We start from the raw sequence: 17,531 nt of genomic DNA on the forward strand, positions 1-17,531 counted from the left end.
TGCCTTCAGGATTTGAGATCAGTTAGCGTTCGCGCCCGTGACCTGTCGCCACATATTCTCGTCTACATAGACACCGAGTTCGTTCTGGAGATCGGCGACATAGCTCGCCGCCAGATTGTTACCGGCGCCATCGCTCAGTGCCTTGGCGATGGTCTTGGCTTCTTCCGAAGTGGGATCGTAAGTCGGGATGAGGACGGCCTGCGACTGCATGACCTTGGCGCCCTTGCCGTCGCCCTCCGGCGCAAAGGCAAAGCCGTTCTCGGGAACCGAGAAAAGGGCTGCGACCGCGTCGGCACCGAACTCGTTCGTCGTTTCGTTGCGCTTGAGGCCCTGGACCGTCTTGATCTCGGCCTTGGCTTCGCCGGCGAGCGCTTCAAGCGTCACGCCGTTGCGGGCGCGCTCGACCATCTGCTTGGCCTTTTCGAGCGCCACTTCGCGCAGCTTCTGCGCCTTCCAGGCGGTCTCGACCTCGGCCTTGACAGTGTCGAAGGGCTTGATGGCGGAAGGCGTCACTTCGCGCACCTCATACCAGACATAGCCGCCCGACGGCGTCGTCAGCGCGTCGTTCTCGACGCCGGTGTCGCTCTCGAAGGCCTGCTTCAGGACATTCTCCTTGAACGGCACTTCGACTTCCTTGCCGTCCTTGCCCTGGCCCTGGACATCGACCGGGGACGTCACGGTAAGCGGCAGGTTGACGTCCTTGGCGATCTCCTCGAACGGTTTCTGCTGAGCGCGCGCGTCCTCGATCGCATCATAGGTGGTCTGGACTTCGCTGCGCGCCTTTTCGAGCTGCAGGCGCTGGGTGAGCTCGGCTTTGACCTCATCGAGCGTCGACTGCTTCTCGGGCGTGATTTTCGTCACCTTGAGGAGGACGACCGACAGCTTGCCCTGGACCGGATCGCTCACCTGGTCCTGCGCGAGGCCGAAGGCGGCGTCCGCAATGAGCGTGTCGAGGACCTTGTCCTTGCTGACTTCGCCCAGCGAGGCATCGGTGTCGGTGAGCCCGCGCTCCTTGGCGATGGCCATGAAGTCGGTGCCGGCGGCGATGCGCTCCTTGGCCTTCTTAGCTTCCTCGATCGAGGGGAAGGGGATCTGCAGGATGGTGCGCAGCTCCGGCTTGAAATAATCGCCCTTGAACCTGTCATAGGCCGCGGTGAGCTCGTCGTCGCTTATCTTGATGGTCGGCGCCAGATCCTCCGGATCGGCCTTGATGACGGCGATCACGCGGTATTCGGGCGCCGTGAACTGGGCGCTGTTCTTCTCCCAGAATGTCTTTAGATCCTGCTCGGTGGGCGTCGGAACGTCCTGGTCCTGCGGGCGCAGAACGAAATAGCGCGCATCGCGCTGCTCATTGCGATGGCGGTAGGCGGCTTCCTTGAGCGCATTGGGCGGCGTGAAGTTCCAGGTCGCGGTGTCGCCGACGGCGCTTCTGAGGAAGCGCGCGCGCTCGCCGGCGACGTATCCCGCTTCGGTCAGGCCGTTCTGGCGCAGGAGTTCGGCGAAGCGGGCCGGATCGAAGACGCCTTGCGAATTGTGAAAGGCGGGGTTTGTCTTGGCGAGTTCGACGATCTGGGCATCCGAGATGGCGAGCTTCATCTTGCTCGCTTCGCCATCGAGGGCGGCGGTACGAATCATGTCGTTGAGAACGGCGCGGTCGAGGCCGAGGAGGCGGGCCTGCTCCGGCGTGATGGTCCGGCCCGTCTGCCGCTGATAGTTCTGCAGCCAGTTTCGATAGGCCTCGGTGAATTCGACCCCGGAAATCTCCTGGTCGCCGACTGTCGCCAGCGCCGACGTAGCCCGGAAGGTGAAAACGTCAGCGATGCCCCAGACGCCGAAGCTCAGGACCAGCAGACCCATGAGCACCTTGGCCATCCAGCTCTTGGCGCCGCTTCTCATTCTATCGAGCATCAATTCACCTTCTCAAAAATGCTCCCGTTGGAGCGGCGCGCATAATAGGGATGAGGATCAACCCTCGCAAGCGCCGCTTGGCTCTGCTAGTAGGATTTGAGAATCTCGGGTAGGGGACTGATATGGCTCAGAAATCACCAAAACCGCTGGTCGCCGGTAACTGGAAGATGAACGGCACGACCGCCGCCCTGAAGGAAGCCCGGCTCCTGGCCGGCATGCTGAAGGACGTGCGCCTGAAATGCGAAGTCATGATCTGCCCGCCGGCGACCCTCATCACCAGCATCAAGTCGGTGGTCAAGGGCGCCAAAATCAGGCTCGGCGGCCAGGACTGCCATTGGCATGCGCATGGCGCCCACACCGGCGACATTTCCTCTGAAATGCTCGAGGATGCCGGCTGCAGCGCGGTGATCGTCGGCCATTCCGAGCGCCGCGCCGATCACGGCGAAAGCGACGAGACGGTAAGGCTTAAGGCGGAAGCGGCCTACAGGGCCGGCCTCACCGCCATTATCTGCATCGGCGAGACGCTCGATGAGCGCAAGGCCGGCCGCACCCTCGAGGTGATCGCGCGCCAGCTGAAGGGATCCTTGCCGATGAATGCGGTCCCCACCAATACCGTCGTCGCCTATGAGCCGGTCTGGGCCATCGGCACCGGCCTTACCCCCACCGTCGAGCAAGTGGCGGAAGTCCATGCCTCGATCCGCGCCAAGACCGATCCGGCTCTGCGCATCCTTTATGGCGGTTCCGTCAAGCCCGGCAACGCCGCCGAGCTGATGGCGGTCGCCAATGTCAATGGCGCGCTGGTCGGCGGCGCGAGTCTCAAGGCCGCCGACTTCATCGGCATCATCAAGGCCTATACATAAATTTCAGAAGGATTGGACGGCGAGCAGCACGCCCAGGCCGATCAGGATCGAGCCCGAGGCCGTGAACAGCACACGGTTGCCGCGCGGCTGAGCAAAGAGGCGGCCGCGGGCCAGCGCGGCGAGGCCGACGGCGCCGAGATCGGCGAACGACAGCGCCAGATTGACGATCACGCCGAGCGCCAGAAATTGCAGGCCGACCGGCCAGGCGGCCGCGGGATCGACGAATTGCGGAAGAAAGGCCACGAAGAACAGCGCCGTCTTGGGATTTAGTATCTCGACGACGATGCTTTCCCGGAAGGCGGCCTTGCCTGAGGAAGCCGCTTCGGCTTGCGGGCCGGCGGTTCCTGATAGCATCCGCAAGCCGAGCCAGACCAGATAAGCGGCGCCGGCCAGCTTCAAGGCGACATAGAGGCCGGGAAAATGTGTCAGGACCGCAGCAAGTCCGATGGAAGCGGCGATGATGTGGGCATAGCATCCGATATGGATGCCGAGCGCCGCCATGATGCCCGCCCGGCTGCCAAATGCCATGGTCTGCGCCGTCATATAAAGGATCGCAGGGCCCGGCATGACCGCGAACAGCAAAGTGGCGAAGAGAAACGGCAACAAATGTTCGATGGGCGGCATGATGACCTCTCCAGAGAGTCGCCGCTATCGCAGCTTCCGGAAAGGCGCACCTCCTTCAAACAGAGGAGGAGAGTGTTGAGGAACATCGCTTTCTAGCGATCAGGATAACTGAATAGTTAAGCTCTGGCCCTATGCAGCGGTGAGACGACATTTATGATCGCCGCATGAAGAGCAAGGCCCTCTCTCCAAAAATTATCGAGCGTAAGAATAACTCGCCATCCGTCGAGGAGATTTCGACGGTCATCGGCCTCATTTATGATTGCGCGCTCGATCCGGCACGCTGGGACAGGGCGCTCGCGGCCTTGACCCAGTTGTTCAACTGCCATGGCGCGCTGCTCGTGATGTTCGATCTCGCGCAAGGCCGCGCCGTCTTCTCGAAGTCGCTCAATATTTCTCCGTACTGGCTCATTGAGCTCGACCGCCATGCCGCCGAGCTCGCCTCGTGGAAGCGGCTCTATTACGCGCCGGACTGGTCGATCGACGAACCGCAGGCCAATTCGCGCAACGTCCCGGCCGCCGTTCTCGCGGCCTCACCCGTCAACGCCGAGTGGAACGCGCCGCAGGACCTCGTCGACACGCTGCAACTGGTGCTGATGCGCTCGCCGACCCGGCATGCCCAGCTCGCCATGAGCCGGCACCGCGAAATGGGCATCATCACCGAGCGCGAAATGGCGCTTGGCCGATTGCTGCTCCCTCATATCAGGCGCGCCGCGATGATCGGCGATGTGATTGACCTCAAGACGGTGGAGTGCGAACGCGCGCATCAGGCGCTCGATGCCCTGATGGCCGGCGTCGTGATGACCGACAAGCGGGGGCTTATCCTCAGCTCCAACAAGGCCGCCGAGACGATGCTGAGGCAGGGCCGGCCCATTCATGCGGCGGGCGGCATGATCCGGACCGAGGATCCGGCGTCGTCCCTGAAGCTCATTGCGGCCATCGCGCAGGCCGGCGACCGTGTGATCGGCGCGGACAGCAAGGCGAGGGCGGTTCGGCTGACCCGCGCTGGCGACCCTCCGATGCTGGCTCATATTCTGCCGCTGGAAGAGGGCGATGTCCGCTCCAGGCTGCATCCCGGCGCCAAGGTCGCGATCTTCATCGGCCCAGTGTCGGCGGCGGCGCATGGGGCGGAGGCCATGTCGGTCGCCTATGACCTGTCGCCGATGGAGACGCGCTTGCTCGACGGCCTGCTGCAAGGACAGAAGCTCGCGGAAGCCGCAGAAAGGCTCGGTATCGCCGAGACGACGGCGCGCACCCATCTCGGCAACATATTTGGCAAAACCGGGGTGTCGCGCCAGAGCGATTTCATCCGGCTCGCCACCGAAATGGCCTCGGCGATCACGCTTCAGAATTGATCCTCATGCGGCGCGCCGGAAAACGGAAGCCGTTGGGCCGGGCGGACCGTCCGTCCGGCGTTTCAAGAGATGAGATGAGTGTTTCAGTATAACTCTTTGAATTGTAGGGGGTATCCATATTTGGCTGCGGCCCTGGCAGGATCGAATGATGGCGCGTCTTGCCGAAGGGTTGCCTCGCTCCCATATCCGCGCTAGACGCTGCCACCGAATTTCGAAATCGGACCCTCCAGATGCAAACCGTCCTCCTAGTCGTTCATCTCATCATCGCCTTGGCCCTGATCGGCGTCGTGCTTCTTCAGCGTTCCGAAGGTGGTGCCCTCGGGATCGGCGGCGGCGGCGGTGCCGGCTCGCTCTTCTCGGCGCGCGGCGTCGGCAATACGCTGACCCGCACCACGGCCATTCTGGCGGTCATCTTCTTCATGACCTCGATCGGCCTGACATTGCTCTCGGGCCGCACCGGCGGTGGATCGCTCTTCAATTCCCCGGCGACCCAGCAAAACCAGGGCCAGTCGGCGCCGACCGGGTCGGGTGGGAGCGTCCTGCCGACGCTGCCGCCGGCGGGTCAGAATCAGAATCAGCAAGGTGGTGGCTCGGGTGGCACCGGGCAGCCGCAGGTTCCTGTTTCACAGTAGTTTGTTTCACAGCTTTCCACAGAAGCCCGGACCTCAGAAATCCGGGCTTCGAATCGTATGGATGAGAGGTTAGATTAGGGGCCCATGGCGCGGTACATCTTCATCACCGGCGGCGTGGTCTCCTCCCTCGGCAAGGGTCTGGCTTCGGCAGCGCTCGGCGCTCTCCTTCAGGCGCGCGGATTTTCCGTGCGCCTGCGCAAGCTCGATCCCTATCTCAATGTCGATCCGGGGACCATGAGCCCCTATCAGCACGGCGAAGTTTTCGTCACCGATGACGGTGCCGAGACTGACCTTGATCTCGGCCACTATGAGCGCTTCACCGGACGCTCGGCGAACCGGCAGGACAATATCACTACCGGGCGCATCTATCAGGACATCATCGCCAAGGAACGCCGCGGCGACTATCTGGGCGCCACCGTCCAGGTCATTCCGCATGTGACGGATGCCATCAAGGAATTCGTCACCACCGGCAATGAGGGCTATGACTTCGTCCTCGTCGAGATCGGCGGCACGGTCGGCGACATCGAGGGCCTGCCGTTCTTCGAGGCCATCCGCCAGCTCAGCAACGAGCTGCCGCGCGGCCAGACGATCTTCATCCACCTGACGCTCTTGCCCTTCATCCCGACGGCCGGCGAGCTCAAGACCAAGCCGACCCAGCATTCGGTGAAGGAACTGCGCTCGATCGGCATCCAGCCTGATATCCTGCTGTGCCGCGCCGACCGCGAGATCCCGGTCAACGAGCGGCGCAAGATCGCACTCTTCTGCAATGTCCGCCCCTCGGCGGTGATCCAGGCGCTCGACGTGAAGAGCATCTACGATGTTCCGCGCGCCTATCATGCCGAAGGGCTCGACAAGGAAGTGTTGGACGCGTTCGGCATCACCACCGTTCCCGAGCCTGATCTCACGCGCTGGAAGACGGTGATGGACCGCATCACCCATCCGGAAGGCGAGGTGAAGATCGCGGTGGTCGGCAAATATACGGGCCTCCTCGACGCATACAAGTCGCTGAACGAAGCGCTCGTCCATGGCGGCGTGGCCAATAAGGTCAAGGTCAAGCTCGAATGGATCGAATCCGAGATATTCGAGAAGGAGGATCCCGCGCCCTATCTCGAAGGCGTTCATGGCATATTGGTGCCGGGCGGCTTCGGTGAGCGGGGCTCGGAAGGCAAGATCAAGGCGGCCAGGTTCGCGCGTACCCGCAAGGTGCCCTATTTCGGCATCTGCTTCGGCATGCAGATGGCCTGCATCGAGGCGGCGCGCAGCCTGTGCGGCATCGGCAACGCAAGCTCCACCGAATTCGGAGCGACGAGCGAGCCGGTGGTCGGCACGATGACCGAATGGATGAAGGGCAACGAGCTCGAGATCCGACGGGCAGGGGGCGATCTCGGCGGCACGATGCGACTCGGCGCCTACGAGGCGACGCTGAAGGGTGGCAGCAAGATCGCCGACATCTATGGCGACACCCGCATTTCCGAGCGCCATCGCCACCGCTACGAGGTGAACACGGCCTATCGCGAAAGACTGGAGAAGGCGGGAATGCTGTTCTCCGGCATGTCGCCCGACGGGCTGTTGCCGGAAACCATCGAATATCCGGACCATCCCTGGTTCATCGGCGTGCAGTATCACCCGGAGCTCAAATCCAGGCCCTTCGAGCCGCACCCGCTGTTTGCCTCCTTCATCGCCGCCGCGGTCGAGCAGAGCCGCCTGGTCTAGGAGAGCTGCCTACCAGCCTATCCTGCTGCCGTCGAAACTGCGGAATGAGCCGTTGTTACCGGGGGCAGCGGCGTCGATGACCGCGCGAAGACCCTGGGCGCTTTCCGTCACTGGCAGATCGGCTTGAGGCCCGCCCATGTCGGTCTTCACCCAGCCCGGATGCAGTGCCAGGAAGATGAGCCGGTAATCGAAGGCGAGCTTGGCCGTGGCGATATTGAGCGCCGCCTTGGAGCAGCGATAGGCGTAGTCGCCGTCGGCATCGAGGCCCTCGGCTACCGAGCCGGCGCGGCTGCTGATATTGGCGACGATGCGACGCCGCCCGCGTTCAAGATGCGGCCGGAAGGCCTTCACCATAAGAAGTGGCCCCAACGTATTGATGCGGAGGGTGGTGAGGAAATCGTCTGTGGACAGAGTGTCAAGGCCGCCGGTGTCGCCGCGCCGGGCGGCGTTGTTGATGAGAACATCAACAGGCTGTGCCGCGAGATCAGTGGCGAGGGCTTCAATGCTTTCCGCTTCTCCGGTATCGAGTGTCTTCCAGGTAACAGAGCCGGCGAGGGCGGGCGCGTCAGCGGGCCTTCGGTTGCAGGCGAGGACACGGTGACCGGCGTCGGCATATTGCCGTGTGAGCTCAAGGCCCAGGCCTCGATTGGCGCCGGTAACAAGGATCGTCATCGGATGTCCATTCTCGAGATTGCGCGTCATGGCCGATCCACAATGTTCCAGAGCAATCGATTTTTTACCGCAAGGCTTTCAGGCGGCCGGCTTGGCGCTCTGGCTGGCTGAAGAATTGCGGGCGATCGCGGCATAGACATGGCCGCTGAATTTGATGCGCCGCGTCTGGTCGGCAAAGTCGACATGCACGATGCCGAAGGGCGTCGAATAGCCATAGGCCCATTCGAAATTGTCCATCAGCGTCCAGGCGAAATAACCCTTCACCGGTACGCCGCGGCGCATGGCGCGCGCCATATAGTCGAGATGATCGATATGATACTCGGCGCGCAGGACATCGTGGATGGCGCCGTCTGGCGTCACGCGCTCGGCCGTCGTGGCAAAGCCGTTCTCGGAGATGTAGATTGCCTTGGGTCCATATTGCTCATGCACATAGACGAGTATGTCCTCGATCGACTCCGGCCAGACTTCGTACTTCACCGCCGAGTAGCGCCCGGGCGGATTGACACGCTCGAAATTCAAGGGCGGCAGCTCCGAGCCCGCCGCCATGATCGAGCGGCGATAGATGTTCACGCCCAGATAATCGAGGGGAGCGGCGATGATCTCACTATCGCCGGCGCGGATCTCGGGCAGCATACCGCCGCAAAGATCGAGCATCGTCTCAGGGTAACGGCCCTTGAACAGCGCATCGAGGAACCAGCGGTTCTGCGCGGCCTCGAAGCGCCCGGCGGCGGCGACGTCGGCCGCCTTGTCGGATGCCGGTATCACCGTGTTGAGGTCGAGCACGATGCCGATATCCGCCCCCTCCACATTGGCGCGGATCGCCGGCACAGCCAGACCATGGGCGAGCAAGGCGTGATGACTGGCGCTTAAGCCCCCTTTGGCGCCATCCTTCAGGCCGGGCGCGTCCTCGCCGGTCGCGTACCCGCTCCAGCAGAAGGTCCAGGGTTCGTTCAGGGTCGTCCATTGCTGGACACGGTCGGTCAGCGCACGGCTCACCAGATCGGCATAGTCGGCGAAGCGATGCGACGTCTCGCGGCTGTACCAGCCGCCTCTGTCCTGCAACGCCTGTGGCAGATCCCAGTGATAGAGGGTCAGGAAGGGCTCGATGCCGGACTCGGTAAGGCCGTCGATCAGCCGCTTGTAGAAATCGAGGCCGGCCGCGTTGATCTTGCCTGCGCCATCCGGCTGGATGCGCGGCCAGGCGAGCGAAAAGCGATAGGCGCCGAGGCCCAGTTCGCGCATGAGCCGGATGTCTTCCGGCCACCGGCGATAGTGGTCGCAGGCGACGTCGCCGGTGCTGTCATCGACGATGACACCGGTCTGGCGGGTGAAGCGGTCCCAGATGCTTTCGCCCTTGCCGTCGGCTTTGGGCGCGCCCTCGATCTGATAGGCGGCGGTGGCGGCGCCGAAGACGAAGGGGCCCGGCACATGCAGGGACCGCGCGCGCGCCATCAGCCGTTCCATGTCCTCAGCGGTGTTTGACATCATATTTCCTCTCGATGGATGTGATCAGGCTCGCGGCGGCGAGGGTGAGCAGCACATAGAAGATCGCCGCGGAATTATAGGGCGCGAAGGGCAGGAAGCTCGCCGACTGGAATTCGCGCATGCGCTGGGTGATGTCGCGGATCGACAGGATCGACAGCAGCGACGTGTCCTTCAGAATGGCGATGAATTCATTGCCGAGCGGCGGGATGATGACGCGGAAGGCCTGCGGAATGATGACCAGCCGCGCCGTGGTCCAGCGGCTCAATCCAAGGCTGCGCGCCGCCTCGATCTGGCCCGGCGGCACCGCCTTGAGGCCGGCCCGGAATATTTCGGCAAGATAGGCGAAATAAGCGAGCGCCATGGCGGCGATGCCGCGCATGAGATTGGGCGGATCGATGAAGCCGCCCGTCCCCTCCTTGAGGGCGCCGCTGAGCGGCAGTCCGACATAGAGGACAACGACCAGCATGGGGATGCCGCGCAAGATGTCGATGATGAATTCAGCGCCGATCGAGAGCGGGTGGCGCTGATGCAGCAGGCCGCCGAATGTGAGAAGCGCGGTGACGATTGCCGCGATGGCGAAAGCCGTGCCGGCGGATTTGTTGTGGTCGGGAAGCGAGGCAGTCTGCCAGAATGCGGCACTGTCCGATGTGAGCGCTTGTGAAGGCACGAGGGCGGCGCTCACATCCTGGGCTTGCGCTACGGCCTTGAGCGCCGCCTCGGCGGTGGCGAAGGTCTTGAGCGGCAGCTCGTCGACCTCCGGTGCGCCGGGGAATTGCGCGAAGCGCACGGCATCGATGAGGCTGCGCGGCGTGTTCTGGATGACCGCCACTTTTCCGGTCAGCGTGCCGGCGAGGGTATAGGGAATAGCAGGCTGCAGGAATTGCCAGGCGGCACCGGCGGCGAACAGCGCCGCGATAGCCGGAAAGACGAGGAAGCTGCGCCTCACCAGCTGGAGCTGGAGCAGCATGACCCAGCAGAGGCCAAGCAGGATCGCCAGGATATAAGCGAGGATTGCGGCGCGGATCGAGGTCGCGAGCCCGGCTGCGAAGCCCAGATAGGCGAAGAGCAGGAGATAGAGGAGGCCGGCGCCGTTGATGGCCGCGAGTCCCCAGAGGGCGATGCGACGCAACCGCTCTGGCGCGCGGCTGAAGAAGAAGGCGAAGCCGGCGAACGACAGGAGGGCATAGGCGAGGCAACTTGTCCGCGCAATCTGGGCGACGGCGGCCAGAGTCGCTTCAGTCAGGCGGCGCGGTGTCTCGCCCTTGATCACGAGATCGGAGGTGAAGGGGTCGACGCTGTTGGCGACGATGGAAGCGATGAAAGGCAGCGCCGTCGTGGTGACGGTGAGCCAGGCAGCTAGGGCGAGATTGAGCCCGGCCAGGATGAGGCTCATTTGCGGCCGCGATCGATACCAATGGAGCGCGGCCAAACCCGAGGCGAAGGCCGCCAGCAGCAGGACAAAGCCCGGCAGCAGAAGCGAAGAACCATGCTCGATACCGAGAATGGCGGCAAGCGAGCGGCGGTAGTCGGGAGAGGCGGCGAAGATATAGATGATGAAGGGCAGCGCCGAGAGGATGATGAGGTTGCTCGGCCGCAGTCTTTTCAGGAACCGCATGATGTTTCCCCCGGGACCACGGTCACTTCAGGCCTCATCGGCCTGAAGTGATGGGCTGACCGTATTCGTTACTTCAGGCCCCAATATTTCTCGATGAGCTGGGCCAGGGTGCCGTCGTCCTTGATCGCCTGCAGGCCTTCATTGAAGGAGGCGACATGTTCGTCGCCCTTGCGGAAGACGAGGCCCAGGGGATCGGACTGCAGGTCCTTGATGCCGACCACGAGTTCGCCGGCGAACTCCTTCTCATAAGCCTGACCATTGGCGCCGTTGATGACGACGCCGTCGACGTCCTTGTTCTTCAGGGCAAGGATGGCGGCGCTGAACGTGTCATAGGCGGCGACCTTGTCCTTGCCGACCAGGGTCTCGGCGAGCTGCGCATCGGTCGTGTTCGCCTGGGCGGAAAGCTTCTTTCCCTTGCTTTTGAAATCCTCGACGGTGAGGGCCTGATCGGCGACGCGCACGAGAATGGCCTGGCTGTTGACGATATAAGGATCAGTGAAATCCATCGCCTTCTTGCGTTCATCGGTGATCGAGACGCCTGACGCAACCAGATCGAAGTTGCCCTGATCGAGTGCCGCGAAGATGCCATCCCAGCCGGTGGTGACGAATTCGGCCTTGCAATTGAGCTTGGCGCAGATGGCGTTCACCACGTCGACGTCGAAGCCGACGATCTGGCCCGTCGCCTGGTCGACATACTCCATGGGCGGCGATGTCGTGTCGGAGCCCACCTTGAGCGTCTTGCCGCTGAGGTCGCCGGCTTGGGCGGGGCCGGCCAGCAGCAGGGCTGCGAAGGCGGCAAGCAAATATTTTATCATGACGTTTCCTCTCTGTTGCTCTTGTGCCACCGGCTCACGGCCGGACGAGCTTGTTAGCCTGCCGGACGACGAGGTCCGGCTGGTAGATTTCCTGCAGCGCCGCCGGTTCTTCGCCGGCGATGCGACGCAGGAAAAATTCTCCGAGCTTGCGGCCAAGCCGCTCGATCGGCAGATAGAAGGTGGTCAAAGGCGGGGAGAAATAGGCGCTGACATTGATGTCGTCATAGGCGATGACATCGACATCACGTCCCGCCGCAAGGCCCAGTTCCGATAACCCTGCGAGCACGCCGAGCGTGGTCGCTTCGTTGACGCAGATGAAACCCGTCGGCGGATCAGGCAGATGGCCGAGGCGCAAGGCGCTCTCCTTGCCGAAGCGGGGGCTGAGGCCGCCCATGGCCATGAGATCATCGCAGGGCGCGAGGCCCGCCTGGAGGAATGCCCGACGGAAGCCGTCAATGCGGTCCAGGGCATAGGAAAGCCGGCTGTCGGGATTGATGAGAGCGATGCGCTGGTGGCCGCCGGCGATCAGGCGCTGTGTCGCGGCATGCGCGGCCCAGTCATTGTCGACATCGACATGTGCATAGGTCACGGGCTTGCGGCAGCGGCCCAGCGCCACGAAGGGGAAGTTGCGCTCGACCAGGAAGTCGATGCGCGGGTCGTCCGCGCGGATGCCGGAGAAGATGAGTCCGTCGGCAAGACCGGTTTCCACAATGCGCTGGGCGACGATGCGCCCATCATCGGCGTCACGGATGACATGCACAGCGATATTGTAGGGTGAACCTTCGAGCGCCTGGCTGATGCCGCTGAGGATCTGGGTATATTCGACACCGTCCCATTCGAAGCCTTCGGCAACGATGACCGGCATCAGCACGGCGGCCTGAAAGGTCCTGCCGGCGCGCAGAGATACGCCGCGCATATTGGCCTGGTAGCCGACCTTGAGGGCGGCCTCGCGAATGCGCTCCTTGGTCTCGGCCGTGACCACGGGGGAATCCCGGAGCGCCTTGGAAATGGTGGCGATCGAGTAGCCGGTGGCCTGCGCCAGGGTCTTTACCGTGGGGCGCTGGCCAGCGGCTTGCGACTGCGGTTTTCTGGTGTTCATCTCCGACCTTCGACCCGGCTCGCGATTGAGATTATATCCGAATAAAATCGATTTCAATAAGGAGTTTTATCAAATGTGCCGTGAGGACGCGCGCCGTCTGGCGTAACGCGCCGGGCAGCGGTACAACCGCGCCATGAGTCTGATCGATCTCCGCTTCCGCTATGCCGTGGCTGTATTCTGCGGTTTCCTCGTCTTCACGCTGCAGGCACTTGCCTTCGATCAGGCCATTCTGGGCCAGGCCGAGCGGGCGGCGGTATCGCTCAAGCAGGATTTGACCCGCATCCAGAACGAGCTATCGCTGCCGACGCTCACCTCCGACCAGCTCACCGATTTCCGCCGCCAGCTCGACGATGTCCGCGCCACATCGGTGCGCCAGTCCGAGAGCCTGAGAGGACCGCTTGTCGAGGTCGACCAGCAACTCAAGAGCATCGGGCCAGCTCCCGCCGACGGCACGAGCGAGCCGTCGGCCATCGCCGACCGGCGCACGGAATTGCAGAGTAGTCTGAATCGGATCAAGGCGGCGCAGGCGCAGCTCGATCTCGTCACCGTCGAGGCCGACCAGCAGATCGCCCGCGTCGCGCAATTGCAGCGCGATCAGTTTTTCAGCCGCCTGTTGGAGCGCACGGGATCAGTTCTATCACCGTCCTTCTGGTATGACGGTCTCACCGGCTCCGCGACTTTCTTCTCCAGGCTCAGCCAGCTTCTCGTCAACTGGTGGAAAGAAATCTCGCAGACCGGCGACCTCAGCGTCCTCTTTATCGTGCCGCTGATTCTGGGCGGGCTGGTCGTTCTCTATCACCAGATTCGACGTTGGTTCATGCGCCGCTTCGGCAGCAGCCTGTTCGTGCGCAGCAGACCCCCGGACGACACCGATCGCCTGTGGCGCATTGTGCGCGGCGCCGTTTTTGCTGGTCTCTCCATCCTGGCTCTGTTCATCGCGTTTTACCTGAGCTTCGGTGCGGCCGGATTCTTGACCCCGCGGTTTGCCCAGTTCGTCTCGGCTTTTTCCGATCTGTTGATCACACCGGCGATCTTCGGCACGCTCGTCTACCGGATGGCGGCGCCGATCAACCCGGCCTACAGGGTGCTCAATCTCGATGACAAGGCGGCGGGTCGTTTCGCGTTTCTGACGACGCTTGCGGTCGTGCTCTCGGTGTTGAAGGACTCTTTTACTGAGATAGCTGCCGTCCTCTATCTGCCGTCCACCTTCATGGCGGCGCAGGGGGCGTCGGTCGCCATTGGCCTTATCGTCGTCATAGCGGCTATCCTCTTCATTGCCCGCAACCAGGAAGGATTGCCGAAGACCGCGCATGACGGGGCGATCTATTTTACCTGGGCAAGAAAGTTCGGACCGCCGATCTGGCTCCTGCTGCTTGTCGCCACGGTCGCCCTCTGTCTCGGTTATATCGCGCTGGCCGGATTCATCGCCGAGCAGATCGTCGACACTTCGCTCCTGATCGTCACCTTGCTGCTCGTCCATCACCTGACCGACGCGCTGGTGGTGTCGGGTCTCGATAGCGGCTCGAGCTTCGGCCAGTTCCTGCGCAGGATTACCGGGCTCGGCGAGCGCGGCGTCGCGCGCCTGAGCACGGTATTCCGCACCTTCATAGACCTGGCCCTCGTCCTCGTCGGCCTGCCGCTCCTGTTCTTGAACTGGACAGTCACCTGGGTCAGCTTCTCGAGCTTGCTCGACCGGGCCTTCGACACGTTCAAGGTCGGCAACATCAGCTTCTCGCTATCGAGCATAGCTCTCATCATCACCGTCCTGGTCTGCGGCTTCCTGCTCACCAAGATCGTGACCCGCTGGCTCAATGCCCGCGTTCTCTCTCAGACCCAGATCGACAGCGGCGTACGCGACTCGGTTGTGAAAGGCGCCAATTACGCCGGTTATGTCGCCGCAGCCGGCTTTGCGCTTTCTGCCGCGGGTCTAGATTTTTCAAATCTCGCCATCGTCGCCGGCGCACTAGGCGTCGGCATCGGTTTCGGTCTGCAGTCGATCGTCAACAATTTTCTATCCGGCCTCATTCTGCTGGCCGAGCGTCCGGTCAGGGCGGGTGATTGGGTCGACATCAAGGGCTCGGAAGGGATCATCAAGCAGATCAATGTTCGCTCGACCGAGATCGAGACCTTCGACAACTGCTCCATCATCGTGCCGAACTCGCTGCTCATCACCGAGCCGGTCAAGAACTGGACGCATCGCGACACGATCGGCCGTTTCGTGGTGACGGTGCCCGCTTCGGTGAGCGCCGACCCGGTCGAGGTCAGGGATATCATTCTCAAGGCGGCCAAGGATCACGCTTTGGTGCTCTATCATCCCGAGCCCACTGTCACGCTCCGCGACTTCGGCCAGAACGGCTACATATTCGACCTCAAGGCCTATGTCGGCGACATTACCAGCGGCGCCAGCGTGGCGAGCGACATCCGGTTCTCCATTCTCGCGGCCTTCCAGGAGAACGGCATTCAACTGCCGCGCGCCTTCGCCGATGTGAGGGTCGGTGAGTCCGATGTGCCGGCGAGCCAGCCGGCAAGGACAACCGCGAAGCCGGCCAAGGCATGAGAGGCATCGACCATCTGGTGCTCTGCGGGCACGATCTCGGTGCAATGCGCGACAGCTACACGGCGCTGGGCTTCACGCTGACGCCCGAGGCGCGCCATCCTTTCGGCACCGGCAACAGTCTCATCCAGCTCGAAGGCTGCTTTCTCGAATTGCTGAGCGTGATCGAGCCGAAGAAGATCACGCAAGCCGGGGCAGGGCACTTCTCCTTCGCCGCCTTCAATCGCGACTTCCTCGAACGCGGCGAAGGCATGTCGATGCTGGTTCTCGATTCCACCGATGCGCGCGCCGATGTGGCCGCCTTCCGCGCGGCGGGATTGCAGACTTATGAGCCGTTCGATTTTCAGCGCCAGGCGAAGCTTCCCAGTGGCGAAGAGGTGACTGTCGGCTTCTCACTCGCTTTCGCGACCGATCCGGCGCTGCCGAACATCGCTTTCTTCACTTGCCAGCAGCATGCGCCCGAACATTTCTGGAAGCCGCACTATCAGCGCCACGCCAACCGCGCCTTGACCATTCTCGATGTGAGCCTTGTTGCCGAGAGACCTGATGCTCATGCTGCCTTTCTTTCGGCTTTCGCCGGAGTCCCCGCCGAAGCCGTCGCCGGCGGCATCACGCTGCGCACCGCGCGCGGCAACATCAGCTGCATTACGCCTCAAGCCTTCGCGCGGAGTTTCGGCCGCGCGCGCGATATGGGACAGGGCCCGCATTTCGGCGGCTTCACCGTCGGCGTGCGCCGGATTGCCAGGCTGGAGGAGGCGATCAGCGCCCCGGCCTACCAGCTTCGCAAGGATGGCGCTCATCGTGCCGTGCTCTCTGTTGACGTAAACGGTAGCGCTCTTGCGTTTTTTGCGTTGAACCGGCAAGACGATGAAGATGAGTGATGATGAAAGAATCTTGACGCGACGGGAAGAGATCGAGCGCTGGTGGCGTGGCGCCGGCTCGCCCTTCAACGAAATCCTCGACATGCGGCTGGTGAGCCTGGGCAATGGCGAAGCGACCTTCGAGGCCGTGCCATCCCCCCGTTTCTACAACCCGCAGCAGCGCTGCCACGGCGGCTATGCCGCCACCATGCTCGACAGCGCGATGGGCTGCGCGATCTTTTCCCGGCTCGGCAAGGAAGCCAATTTCGGCACCATCGAACTCAAGGTCAACTATGTGCGCGGCATCTTTGCCGAAACGGGCCTCTTGACCTGCACCGGGAAAGTCATTCATTTCGGCCGGCGCATCCAGACCGCCGAGGCCCGCATCACCGACGCGGCCGGCAAGCTCTATGCGCATGGATCCGGCACTTTTATGGTCTATAACGAATGAAACCGAATACCACCGTACAGATCGGCAAGTTGAGCATCGGCAACAAGCTGCCGCTGACCGTGATCGCGGGTCCCTGCCAGCTCGAAAGCCGTGAGCATGCCTTCATGATGGCGGGCAAGCTCAAGGAGATCGCCCGGAAGCTCGGGATCGGCCTCGTTTACAAGTCCTCCTTCGACAAGGCGAACCGCACCAGCCTTACCGGCAAGCGCGGCCTTGGCCTCGAAAAGGCGCTTGCCGTCTTCGCCGACATTCGCAAGGAATTCGATCTGCCGATCCTCACCGACGTCCATGAAAATCATCAGTGCGCGGAGCTTGCACCGGTGGTGGACGTGCTCCAGATCCCGGCCTTCCTCTCGCGCCAGACCGATCTCCTCATCGCCGCCGCCCGGACGGGCCGGGTGGTCAATGTGAAGAAGGGACAGTTCCTGGCGCCCTGGGACATGAAGAATGTCGCGGCCAAGGTGGTCGAGAGCGGCAATCCCAATGTCATCCTCACCGAGCGCGGCGCTTCCTTCGGCTACAACACACTGGTGAGCGACATGCGCTCCCTGCCGATCATGGCCGAGACCGGCTGCCCGGTGGTGTTCGACGCCACTCATTCGGTCCAGCAGCCCGGCGGCCAGGGAACGTCCTCGGGCGGCGACCGCCGTTTCGTGCCGGTTCTCGCCAAAGCCGCCGTCGCGGTGGGCGTGGCGGGTGTCTTCATCGAGACGCATCAGGATCCCGACAACGCGCCGTCCGACGGCCCCAATATGGTGCCGCTGGACAAGCTCGAAGCGCTGCTCACCGCACTCCTGGCGCATGACCGGATTGCCAAGGCGGATGCGGCCTAGACCGGGGGCGAATGACGCCGGATCCGGGGCCCGGAAGACGGACTTGCAATCGTCATCC

15 protein-coding genes are annotated in these 17,531 nt (G+C 62.9%); 8 read left to right on the forward strand and 7 right to left on the reverse strand.

The window, feature by feature from the left end; translation table 11 throughout:
• Nucleotides 1-18: 18 nt before the first annotated feature.
• Complete coding sequence (locus G5V57_RS27425; protein ID WP_165171365.1) at nt 19-1,908, reverse strand: peptidylprolyl isomerase; 1,890 nt, start codon at nt 1,906-1,908, stop codon at nt 19-21.
• Between the two features lie 122 nt (nt 1,909-2,030).
• Here G5V57_RS27425 and tpiA point away from each other — a divergent pair, with 122 nt between their 5' ends.
• On the forward strand, nt 2,031-2,768 hold the full coding sequence (tpiA, locus tag G5V57_RS27430) for a triose-phosphate isomerase (protein ID WP_165171367.1): 738 nt from the start codon (nt 2,031-2,033) through the stop codon (nt 2,766-2,768).
• Nucleotides 2,769-2,771: 3 nt separating this feature from the next.
• On the opposite strand, the gene G5V57_RS27435 is transcribed toward tpiA, so the two are convergent.
• A complete protein-coding gene (locus G5V57_RS27435) occupies nt 2,772-3,392 on the reverse strand; it encodes a LysE family translocator (protein WP_165171369.1) in 621 nt (206 codons plus the stop codon).
• Between the two features lie 164 nt (nt 3,393-3,556).
• On the opposite strand from G5V57_RS27435, the gene G5V57_RS27440 reads away from it, so the two are divergent.
• From G5V57_RS27440 to G5V57_RS27450, 3 genes are all read left to right on the forward strand, one after another.
• The gene (locus G5V57_RS27440) at nt 3,557-4,744 is read left to right on the forward strand and encodes a helix-turn-helix transcriptional regulator (protein WP_165171371.1); all 1,188 of its coding nucleotides are present in this window, start codon (nt 3,557-3,559) and stop codon (nt 4,742-4,744) included.
• A 230-nt stretch (nt 4,745-4,974) separates the two neighbouring features.
• Entirely contained in the window at nt 4,975-5,376 is a 402-nt protein-coding gene (gene secG / locus G5V57_RS27445) for a preprotein translocase subunit SecG (protein ID WP_165171373.1), read from the forward strand.
• 84 nt (nt 5,377-5,460) lie between these two features.
• The gene (locus G5V57_RS27450) at nt 5,461-7,089 is read left to right on the forward strand and encodes a CTP synthase (protein WP_165171375.1); all 1,629 of its coding nucleotides are present in this window, start codon (nt 5,461-5,463) and stop codon (nt 7,087-7,089) included.
• Nucleotides 7,090-7,098: 9 nt separating this feature from the next.
• On the opposite strand, the gene G5V57_RS27455 is transcribed toward G5V57_RS27450, so the two are convergent.
• The 5 genes from G5V57_RS27455 to G5V57_RS27475 form a co-directional block, all read right to left on the reverse strand.
• Nucleotides 7,099-7,791 carry an SDR family oxidoreductase gene (locus G5V57_RS27455; protein WP_246737396.1) on the reverse strand — a complete coding sequence of 231 codons (693 nt, stop codon included), beginning with the start codon at nt 7,789-7,791 and terminating at the stop codon, nt 7,099-7,101.
• Nucleotides 7,792-7,839: 48 nt separating this feature from the next.
• Nucleotides 7,840-9,249 (reverse strand): GH1 family beta-glucosidase, encoded by a 1,410-nt coding sequence (locus tag G5V57_RS27460; protein ID WP_165171377.1) that lies wholly within the window; start codon nt 9,247-9,249, stop codon nt 7,840-7,842.
• Nucleotides 9,230-10,861, reverse strand: a complete 1,632-nt coding sequence (locus G5V57_RS27465; protein WP_165171379.1) for an amino acid ABC transporter permease — start codon at nt 10,859-10,861, stop codon at nt 9,230-9,232. Before G5V57_RS27465 ends, G5V57_RS27460 begins: the two co-directional genes overlap by 20 nt.
• Before the next feature lie 68 nt (nt 10,862-10,929).
• Entirely contained in the window at nt 10,930-11,676 is a 747-nt protein-coding gene (locus tag G5V57_RS27470; protein WP_165171381.1) for a transporter substrate-binding domain-containing protein, read from the reverse strand.
• Nucleotides 11,677-11,710: 34 nt separating this feature from the next.
• Nucleotides 11,711-12,775, reverse strand: a complete 1,065-nt coding sequence (locus G5V57_RS27475) for a LacI family DNA-binding transcriptional regulator (protein ID WP_165171383.1) — start codon at nt 12,773-12,775, stop codon at nt 11,711-11,713.
• A gap of 133 nt (nt 12,776-12,908) precedes the next feature.
• Between G5V57_RS27475 and G5V57_RS27480 the strand changes: the two genes are divergently transcribed.
• The 4 genes from G5V57_RS27480 to kdsA are packed head-to-tail and all read left to right on the forward strand — an operon-like array spanning nt 12,909 to nt 17,473.
• On the forward strand, nt 12,909-15,332 hold the full coding sequence (locus G5V57_RS27480) for a DUF3772 domain-containing protein (protein ID WP_165171385.1): 2,424 nt from the start codon (nt 12,909-12,911) through the stop codon (nt 15,330-15,332).
• Nucleotides 15,329-16,210, forward strand: coding sequence for a VOC family protein (locus G5V57_RS27485; RefSeq protein ID WP_165171387.1), 882 nt, complete (start codon nt 15,329-15,331; stop codon nt 16,208-16,210). The genes G5V57_RS27480 and G5V57_RS27485 overlap by 4 nt, the downstream gene beginning before the upstream one ends.
• Nucleotides 16,211-16,223: 13 nt before the next feature.
• Entirely contained in the window at nt 16,224-16,640 is a 417-nt protein-coding gene (locus tag G5V57_RS27490) for a PaaI family thioesterase (protein WP_206530108.1), read from the forward strand.
• Nucleotides 16,637-17,473, forward strand: a complete 837-nt coding sequence (gene kdsA, locus G5V57_RS27495; protein WP_165171391.1) for a 3-deoxy-8-phosphooctulonate synthase — start codon at nt 16,637-16,639, stop codon at nt 17,471-17,473. Before G5V57_RS27490 ends, kdsA begins: the two co-directional genes overlap by 4 nt.
• Nucleotides 17,474-17,531: the final 58 nt, after the last annotated feature.

The organism is Nordella sp. HKS 07, from assembly GCF_011046735.1.
In the GTDB taxonomy this organism is placed as follows: domain Bacteria; phylum Pseudomonadota; class Alphaproteobacteria; order Rhizobiales; family Aestuariivirgaceae; genus Taklimakanibacter.

Bases quoted from the DNA above. Each gene is read 5' to 3' on its own strand.
- G5V57_RS27425 (WP_165171365.1), bottom strand. From the start codon at position 1,908: ATGCTCGATAGAATGAGAAGCGGCGCCAAGAGCTGGATGGCCAAGGTG.
- G5V57_RS27480 (WP_165171385.1), top strand. From the start codon at position 12,909: ATGAGTCTGATCGATCTCCGCTTCCGCTATGCCGTGGCTGTATTCTGC.
- G5V57_RS27440 (WP_165171371.1), top strand. From the start codon at position 3,557: ATGAAGAGCAAGGCCCTCTCTCCAAAAATTATCGAGCGTAAGAATAAC.
- G5V57_RS27465 (WP_165171379.1), bottom strand. From the start codon at position 10,861: ATGCGGTTCCTGAAAAGACTGCGGCCGAGCAACCTCATCATCCTCTCG.
- G5V57_RS27470 (WP_165171381.1), bottom strand. From the start codon at position 11,676: ATGATAAAATATTTGCTTGCCGCCTTCGCAGCCCTGCTGCTGGCCGGC.
- G5V57_RS27460 (WP_165171377.1), bottom strand. From the start codon at position 9,249: ATGATGTCAAACACCGCTGAGGACATGGAACGGCTGATGGCGCGCGCG.
- kdsA (WP_165171391.1), top strand. From the start codon at position 16,637: ATGAAACCGAATACCACCGTACAGATCGGCAAGTTGAGCATCGGCAAC.
- G5V57_RS27450 (WP_165171375.1), top strand. From the start codon at position 5,461: ATGGCGCGGTACATCTTCATCACCGGCGGCGTGGTCTCCTCCCTCGGC.
- G5V57_RS27485 (WP_165171387.1), top strand. From the start codon at position 15,329: ATGAGAGGCATCGACCATCTGGTGCTCTGCGGGCACGATCTCGGTGCA.
- G5V57_RS27455 (WP_246737396.1), bottom strand. From the start codon at position 7,791: ATGACGCGCAATCTCGAGAATGGACATCCGATGACGATCCTTGTTACC.
- tpiA (WP_165171367.1), top strand. From the start codon at position 2,031: ATGGCTCAGAAATCACCAAAACCGCTGGTCGCCGGTAACTGGAAGATG.
- G5V57_RS27475 (WP_165171383.1), bottom strand. From the start codon at position 12,775: ATGAACACCAGAAAACCGCAGTCGCAAGCCGCTGGCCAGCGCCCCACG.
- secG (WP_165171373.1), top strand. From the start codon at position 4,975: ATGCAAACCGTCCTCCTAGTCGTTCATCTCATCATCGCCTTGGCCCTG.
- G5V57_RS27435 (WP_165171369.1), bottom strand. From the start codon at position 3,392: ATGCCGCCCATCGAACATTTGTTGCCGTTTCTCTTCGCCACTTTGCTG.